6 protein-coding genes are annotated in these 7,866 nt (G+C 55.5%); 1 reads left to right on the top strand and 5 read right to left on the bottom strand.

The features are described 5' to 3' along the window. The 5 genes from K5905_RS21920 to K5905_RS21900 form a co-directional block, all read right to left on the bottom strand. A partial coding sequence (locus K5905_RS21920; protein ID WP_297587748.1) for a sigma-70 family RNA polymerase sigma factor occupies window positions 1-306 on the bottom strand: 306 nt, incomplete at its 3' end. 196 nt (window positions 307-502) lie between these two features. Beyond that, window positions 503-1,093, bottom strand: coding sequence for a CarD family transcriptional regulator (locus K5905_RS21915; protein ID WP_297587745.1), 591 nt, complete (start codon window positions 1,091-1,093; stop codon window positions 503-505). 453 nt (window positions 1,094-1,546) lie between these two features. Continuing rightward, window positions 1,547-1,879: a ferredoxin FdxA gene (gene fdxA, locus K5905_RS21910; protein ID WP_297587742.1), complete on the bottom strand. Its 333-nt coding sequence runs from the start codon at window positions 1,877-1,879 to the stop codon at window positions 1,547-1,549. A 224-nt stretch (window positions 1,880-2,103) separates the two neighbouring features. Then, window positions 2,104-2,469, bottom strand: a complete 366-nt coding sequence (locus tag K5905_RS21905; protein ID WP_297587751.1) for an RNA-binding S4 domain-containing protein — start codon at window positions 2,467-2,469, stop codon at window positions 2,104-2,106. Window positions 2,470-2,504: 35 nt separating this feature from the next. Then, window positions 2,505-5,636, bottom strand: coding sequence for a helicase-related protein (locus K5905_RS21900; protein ID WP_297587738.1), 3,132 nt, complete (start codon window positions 5,634-5,636; stop codon window positions 2,505-2,507). Window positions 5,637-6,453: 817 nt separating this feature from the next. Between K5905_RS21900 and K5905_RS21895 the strand changes: the two genes are divergently transcribed. After that, window positions 6,454-7,866, top strand: a 1,413-nt coding sequence (locus tag K5905_RS21895; RefSeq protein ID WP_297587736.1) for a biotin carboxylase N-terminal domain-containing protein, incomplete at its 3' end; no start/stop codon positions are given.

Below are 7,866 nucleotides of genomic sequence, written 5' to 3'. Positions count from 1 at the left end.
CGAGGCGCGGATCCACCATGTTGCATAGGTCGAGAACCGGACTTCGCGCGCCGGTTCAAACCTTGCGGCCGCTTCCAGAAGTCCGACATGACCTTCCTGAATCAGGTCCCCGAGGTTTAATCCGAAATTCCGGAACCGTGAGGCAACAGCAATCACCAGCCGCATGTGCGACAGTGACAGTTTCTCGAGTGCTTTCTCATCCCTTTGTTCACGCCAACGGATCGCGAGCTCCCGCTCCTCCTCACGCGTGAGGTAGGGGGCTTTCATCGCTACCTGAACCAGTTGACGTTTTTCAGTCTGGGACATGTCCTAACGCTCCGATATGTTATCGGTAGAATTACGTGCCAGAGACTAGGTTAGATCACTTCAGCCTGCCGCAGGGGCATATTTTGTGCACTTCTTTGTGAAGTGAACGTCATTTAATGTATTGGAAATATAAAAAAGGGCCCGGATTCAATCCAGGCCCTTCAAGTTCGATGTGATTAAGAGAAACCGCCTGAGATTAAGCAGCTTCTTCCTTGTCGTCATCTTCGTCAGTATCAACTTCAGCAGCAGCTGCCGCCTTGATCCGGCTCGGGGACTTGGCGAGGTTCTGTTCGATCTGCTTGACTGCTTCAGTTTCAGAACATTTGTTGACTGCCGCGATTTCGCGGGCCATGCGGTCAAGAGCCGCTTCGTAAAGCTGACGCTCGGAATAAGACTGCTCCGGCTGGCTATCGGACCGATAGAGGTCACGTACAACTTCCGAAATTGCAATCAGGTCGCCGGAATTGATCTTTGCCTCATATTCCTGAGCGCGACGGCTCCACATGGTGCGTTTGACACGTGGGCGACCCTGAACGGTTTCCAGTGCCTTCTTAACAGCTGCCGGATCACCGAGTTTGCGCATGCCGACGGATGCGATCTTGGCGACCGGGACCCGGAGGGTCATCTTGTCCTGTTCAAAAACGATAACGAGCAACTCCAAAGAGTGACCCGCAACATTCTGCTCTTCAATGGCGGTAATCTGACCGACGCCGTGGGCCGGGTACACGATGTACTCACCAGTCTTGAAACCTTGACGCTGCGCGGTCTTTTTGGTGTTCGTTGCCATACTCGTATTCTCTCCTGCGCAGTTATTCGGTCCATTCGGACCGCGGTAAACCGCATTGCGGTCACCTGTTTTTATGCGACACGAAGCCCGACGAGCGATCCGATGTGGAACGCCTGTTGATATGCGGCGTGTCAGGGCTGGTCAGTCGCCAATTTCCACATTAGAACCTTGTTCTGACATAGAACCTGCCGGGATCTTACGTTGTCCGGGATCAAAGGAACCGGAACACGTTTTCAAGACTCCGTTTTGGGGGTTGTTCTCATGGTTGGCGACTATCCCCATACTTGTAACATACTTTTGTGGAAAATTAAAGCGGCGTGCTTTTGCGGTGCGAAAACACCACACCGCACCTGCACGAATTAGGGTGCAAGTGTCCAAATTCTACAAGAAATCGCAATCACTTAATACAAAGGTTCCGCTTGCGTCAGTCTGACGCAAGCATAGAGTTGCGAATCAGGATGCCGGATTCGGAGAAAAGAACTTTTCGAATTTGTTTTCTTTGCCGTCATACTCTTCAGCTTCCGGCATAGGATCTTTCTTCTCTGTAATGTTAGGCCATTTCTCTGAATACTCGGCGTTGACCTCGATCCACTTTTCAAGCCCAGGTTCGGTGTCGGGAAGAATGGCTTCTGCCGGGCACTCCGGCTCGCAAACGCCGCAATCAATACATTCGTCCGGATTGATGACGAGAAAGTTTTCGCCTTCGTAGAAACAATCCACCGGGCAGACTTCCACACAATCGGTGTATTTGCATTTGATGCAGTTGTCTGTGACGACGTAGGTCATCGTATCCTCGCTTCGTGCCAGCTGCCTGAGAGTGAATGACGCTGCTCAGCTTTTCATCCGGCGGTTATTTTCGTGCAGCACGTTCCTTGCAGAGGCGCACGGCCAAATTCTCTGTTCGCTGTTGGGTATCGTTTTTGGCGTTTGCGCGCAAGCGCACAGGATGACGCAATCCGGGCCTACAAGAGAATGTTATTCTGTTTTTGCTGCAGTTTCGGGATTTTGCTTCAGTCGTCCCGACGAAAAGCGTCCATTTTACGCCTGTCCCGCTTGGTCGGCCGACCCGAACCAGCCTCCCTCTGACCCGGCGGCAAGGGAGGCGGAGCTTCCTTGGGGGGTGGGGGAGGCGAAAGATCCTCGTAAAGGGTGCGGGCTTCCTCATAAGGGCCCCTGCGCGTTCCAAGGGCAAGGATCTTAAGCACCAGAATACGCCGCTCCAGGCCAATGGTCAGAACGTCGCCGGTCTTGATTGCCTTGCTTGCTGAAGAAATCTTGTCTTTGTTGACCCTGACATGGCCCGAGGTTGCCAATTTTTGAGCCAGGGATCGGGATTTTGTGACCCTGGCGTACCAGAGCCACTTGTCGATGCGCAGTGTGCCGCCTGCGGAAGGTGTTTCAGAAGCAGAAATTACTTCTTGTCCTTGCTGTCCATATCCGCCTTCAGCGCCATGAGAGCTGCGAAAGGCGAGTTCGGATCAATCGGCTTGTCCTTGGGAGCGTTGCCGCGCCGGTTACCACCATCGAAGCCTCTCTGACCGTGGGAGTGGCCGCCGCGATTGCGGTTTGGACCACCTTTGCCGCCGCCCTTGCCGTGACGTTTTTCGCCTTGTCCGCCCCGTGGGCCCTGGTTCTTGCGGTTGTCGCCCCGGCGCTGGTCCTGCCGGCCCCTCGGACGCCGATCGTGCCGTCCCGGGCGCCAGATTTCAATCGTGACGGTTTCCAGCTCTGTTTCGCCGGACGCTTCAGCGTCATCCGGCTTCGCAGTTGCTTCAGAGGCAGCTTCAACCGATGCGATTTCATCCGACGTGGTTTCGACGACTGCCTGTTCGGATTCAGCGGTGACATCCGGAGCTGGCGTTTCTTCTGAAGCCGATGTGTCAGCTTCAGCCGGTGCGTCCACGACTGCCACGTCTTCGGTCAAGGCCGCTGTTTCCGGTGCCGAGGTTGCTTCTGCAGCGGTTGCCGCTTCAGACTGAGTGGCACTCGAAGCGGTTTCTGCCTGCTCGCCGGAAGTTTCCGAAGCTGCGACTTCCTCCTGCGTTTCAGCGGGCTTTGCTGCCACGGTGCGTTGCACTTCCTTGGTCTCAAGGCGGTAGCCAAGAGATTTCAAGACAGCGGAAAAATCCTCACCAGCACAGCCAAGCAATGACGTCATGGCAACAGTTACGGTGAAACCCCCGCCTTGCTCGATTGCGCCTTCAGGTGGAGAAACTTCAGCGTCCAGAGGTTTCCATGCGATCAGCGGACGGATGAGATCTGCCAGCCGTTCCAGAATATCCACGCGCACGGCGCGCGGCCCGCAAACGCGGAAGCCGACAACCTTGTAAAGTGCTTTGTCGATGCTTTCGTCGACCGGGATAGACGTACGTCCGGATGCGGAAAGCTGCGGCAGCTCCGCCATGCCGTTCATGTCGAGTGAACCGTGCTTGAGAGCCCAGAGTTGTGCCAGAAGCTGACTCGGGGCCGGTTTCAGCAATGCCGGAACGAATATTGTGTAGGCACCGAAGCGTACGCCATGTTTGCGCAGGCTTGCACGCATGTCCTGATCCAGTTGACGGATTTCGTCAGCAGCGTCCTGACGCTCAAGAATGCCGAGCCCCTCAACGATGCGGAATGCGATGCCTCTTGAAAGGCCTTCCAGTCCTTCGCCTGACTTCAGATCGGTCAACGGCTTCAGCAAGGTCTCGATCTGTGCCTTGACCCAAAGGTCCAGGCGACCCTGAACCGTATCCCTGGCCGTGCCGGTCAGATGTTCATCTGCAAGCAAAATTACGGTTGGCGCCAGAACTTCTTCGCCGGCCGTCAGCTTGGCCACCGGCTCACCTCGCCAGCGGATGGCTCCGTCCGACGTCAGCACAAAGTCGCTATTTTCCGACTTGCTCAGCTTTTCCGCACGGGATTCGATTTCAGTTGTCAGGGCTTTCTGTGCGGCCGCACGAACAGTCTTGCCGTCCGGTCCTTCTGCCGCCGCATCAGGGGCAAACCGGAAGCCAAGCAGATTCCCGATGTGCTGACCTTCCACGAGCACATCGCCGCTCGATGTAATTTCCGCTTCCAGCATTGCGTTCTCTCTCAAACGTCGCATCAATACACTTGTCCGCCGATCCACGAAGCGCTGTGTCAGTCGCTCGTGAAGGGCGTCAGATAGTTTGTCTTCTATGTCGCGTGTCTCTCCCTGCCAGTGAGCCGGATCGGCCAGCCAGTCAGGGCGATTTGCGACATAAGTCCAGGTCCGGATATGTGCAATCCGGTTCGCGAGTGTGTCGATATCACCATCTGTGCGGTCTGCGAAGGCCAATTGACGGGTGAACCAGTCATCCGCGATGTAATTGTCCTGCCTCAGATGGGTGTAGATGGTGTTCAACAACTCTGCGTGGTTCGCCGGGGCGATCTTACGATAGTCAGGTACTTGGCATACGTCCCATAGCAATTCGACTGATTTTTCACCCTTTGCCATGTCAGATATTGCGCTGTCGCGCAACAAATGTTCAAGAGCTGTGACATCATCACTCGTCGGTGCCCTTGCGAGACCTTGCTCCTGGGGGACTGTATCGAGGCTCCGGCGCAAGGATCCAACCGATGAAAAATCCAGTGAACTGTTGCGCCATTGCAGCACTTTCAGGCTGTCGAAGTGATGGCTTTCGATCTGTTCGACGAGATCATCATCCAGAGGATCGACCCGGCCGGTCACTCCAAACGTGCCGTCCTTGGTATGTCTTCCGGCACGGCCCGCGATCTGGCCCATCTCGGACGGGGTCAGCTGGCGATACTGATAACCGTCATATTTGCGGTTGCCGGCAAAGGCGATGTGATGGACATCAAGGTTCAGTCCCATGCCGATAGCGTCGGTGGCAACGAGATGATCGACGTCACCATTTTGAAAGAGCTCGACCTGGGCATTGCGAGTGCGTGGGCTGAGTGAGCCAAGCACAACGGCTGCACCACCGCGCTGACGCCGGATCAGTTCCGCGATGGAATAGACTTCGTCGGCGGAGAAGGCGACGACAGCGGAGCGTGCGGGCAGCCTGGAGACTTTTTTCGATCCGGCATATTCCAGAACCGACATGCGCGGACGGGTCACCACATTCAGGCCGGGAATAAGTTTTTCCAGCAGCGGCCTGACCGTGGCTGCTCCGAGGAGCAGAGTTTCCGATCTGCCGCGCAGGTTGAGGATACGGTCGGTGAAGACATGGCCGCGATCAAGATTGCCCGCAAGTTGAACTTCATCAATCGCAACGAATTCCGTGTTCAGGTCGAGCGGCATCGCTTCGACAGTGGATACCCAGAAACGTGGATTCTCCGGAATGATCTTTTCTTCGCCGGTGATCAGGGCAACGGTTTCGGGGCCGGCGCGATCGGCGATGCGCCCATAAACCTCGCGGGCGAGCAGGCGCAACGGCAGACCGATCAGGCCGGAGGGTTGCGCCAGCATGCGTTCGATCGCGAGATGGGTCTTTCCGGTATTGGTCGGTCCAAGAACTGCCGTCACAGTGCGGGACCGGGCCGACGGAGGCAGCGGCAGAGTTTGAAGGCGGGACATGGAATTGGTTGTGACTGGCTTTCTTTCGGCTTTGAGCCTGTATCCTTGGCTGATTGCCTATATCTAGTGTCGCGTGTCTAGCACAGGCAGACCGGTTGTGTCGCTATTTCTTTTGGACGGAAGTGCCGGAAATTTCGAGTGAAAATTATCTGTGGAGAACGACTCTGGAACAAACCGAAACCGAATCGCTGACTCTTTGAGATTCAGGATTTGTTCCATACAAGATGTGGTTCTTGTTGGCGTGAGAGCCACGAAATCGTGAATCTGGTCAACAGCTTGAGTCGTTTTCCCGAAACGGCGCCGATCAGAGCCGATTCCGTGTCAATGCTTAATTTTGGAAAAATTGCTGAGTTCGTAGTTGTCGCCCGGCGATTAACCTTTGAACACACGGAGAACGAATCCCGGACGAATCGGTGATTCAAAAGTGTTTCAGCTTTGTTCTTACAAGATATAGTGGGTATCGCGGACCGGTCGTCTAATTGGTCCGTTCGGAATAGCAGGGCCGAAATGCAGCTTTCAAGGTGCGTTAATCGGTCTGTCCCAATCCGGGTCAAGTTGCCAAAAAGAGGCAATTTTCCAGTTTTGAAGTTCGAAACCGGCGAAAATTGCTGCGCTGCAAATTTTTTCGAACCCGAGCGCCAAAGCCGAATTGTGGCAAATAAGTGTTCTATTTCCGGGAGTTACGGGTGCAGCCGCAAAATATTTTTATCGGTAAAAAAAAGGACATCATTTCTGCCCCTTTTCAAGTGCCTCCGACCAAAGTAGAAATCTTGCCGAAATCAGCTCCGCTTTTGCGTAAAATTAGGAGGAAGGGCGTTTGGCGATAACAAAAATTCTCGTTGCAAACAGGTCCGAAATTGCGATCCGGGTGTTCCGGGCAGCCAATGAGCTCGGTCTGAAGACCGTCGCTATCTATGCAGAACAGGACAAACTGGCGCTGCACCGTTTCAAAGCGGATGAAGCCTATCAGGTCGGTAAAGGCCTGGGCCCGATCGAAGCCTATCTGTCCATTGACGAGATTATCCGTGTTGCCAAACACGCCGGTGCGGATGCGATCCACCCAGGATACGGACTTCTGTCCGAAAGTCCCGAATTCGTGGATGCCTGTGAAACGGCGGGGATCACGTTTATCGGTCCCAAATCCGAAACCATGCGCCGTCTCGGCAACAAGGTCGCCGCCCGGAACCTGGCAATCGAGGCGGGGGTTCCGGTCATGCCGGCGACCGATCCGCTGCCGGACGATATGAACGAGATCAAGCGCCAGGCGCTGGAAATCGGTTATCCGGTGATGCTGAAGGCCTCCTGGGGTGGCGGCGGGCGCGGCATGCGGGTGATTCCGGACGAAGCCACGCTGGAAAAGGAAGTCCTGGCAGCCAAACGTGAAGCCATGGCTGCCTTCGGCAAGGACGAGATCTATCTGGAAAAGCTGGTTCAGCGCGCGCGTCACGTCGAAGTGCAGATCCTGGGCGACGGTGAAAATGTCGTGCATCTGTTCGAGCGGGATTGTTCGATCCAGCGCCGCCACCAGAAAGTGGTCGAGCGGGCGCCTGCACCTTATCTCGATGAAATCAAGCGCAACGAGCTGTGTGAATACGGCCTGAAGATCGGCCGGGCGGTTGATTACCGCGGCGCCGGCACGGTCGAGTTCCTGATGGATGCCGACACGGGTGCCGTTTACTTCATTGAAGTCAATCCTCGTGTTCAGGTGGAGCATACGGTGACTGAAGAAGTCACTGGTATCGATATCGTTCAGGCGCAGATCCATATTGCCGATGGTGCGAAAATCGGCGCACCGGAAAGCGGTGTCCCGGCGCAGGAAAGCATTCGCCTTAACGGTCATGCGCTGCAGTGCCGCATCACCACGGAAGATCCGGAGCAGAATTTCATTCCGGACTATGGCCGTATCACCGCATACCGCGGCGCCACGGGCTTCGGTATCCGGCTGGATGGCGGCACAGCCTATTCCGGCGCGGTGATTACCCGTTTTTACGATCCGCTTCTGGAGAAGGTCACCGCCTGGGCGCCAACAGCCGAAGATGCGCGCAAACGCATGGATCGCGCCTTGCGGGAATTCCGGATCCGCGGCGTTGCGACAAACCTGGTGTTTCTGGAAAACATCATCGATCATGATGACTTCCGGGCAAACAATTACACGACCCGGTTCATTGACGAGACACCGGCTCTGTTTGAACAGACCAAACGTCAGGACCGGGCGACCAAGCTTCTGACC

The sequence above is a fragment of the Roseibium sp. genome (assembly GCF_025698965.1).
In the GTDB taxonomy this organism is placed as follows: Bacteria; Pseudomonadota; Alphaproteobacteria; order Rhizobiales; family Stappiaceae; genus Roseibium.
This window is presented reverse-complemented; position numbering and strand designations above follow the sequence as displayed.

Excerpts from the sequence above, each read along its gene's own strand:
- K5905_RS21915 (WP_297587745.1), bottom strand. The coding sequence starts at position 1,093 with ATGGCAACGAACACCAAAAAGACCGCGCAGCGTCAAGGTTTCAAGACT.
- fdxA (WP_297587742.1), bottom strand. The coding sequence starts at position 1,879 with ATGACCTACGTCGTCACAGACAACTGCATCAAATGCAAATACACCGAT.
- K5905_RS21900 (WP_297587738.1), bottom strand. The coding sequence starts at position 5,636 with ATGTCCCGCCTTCAAACTCTGCCGCTGCCTCCGTCGGCCCGGTCCCGC.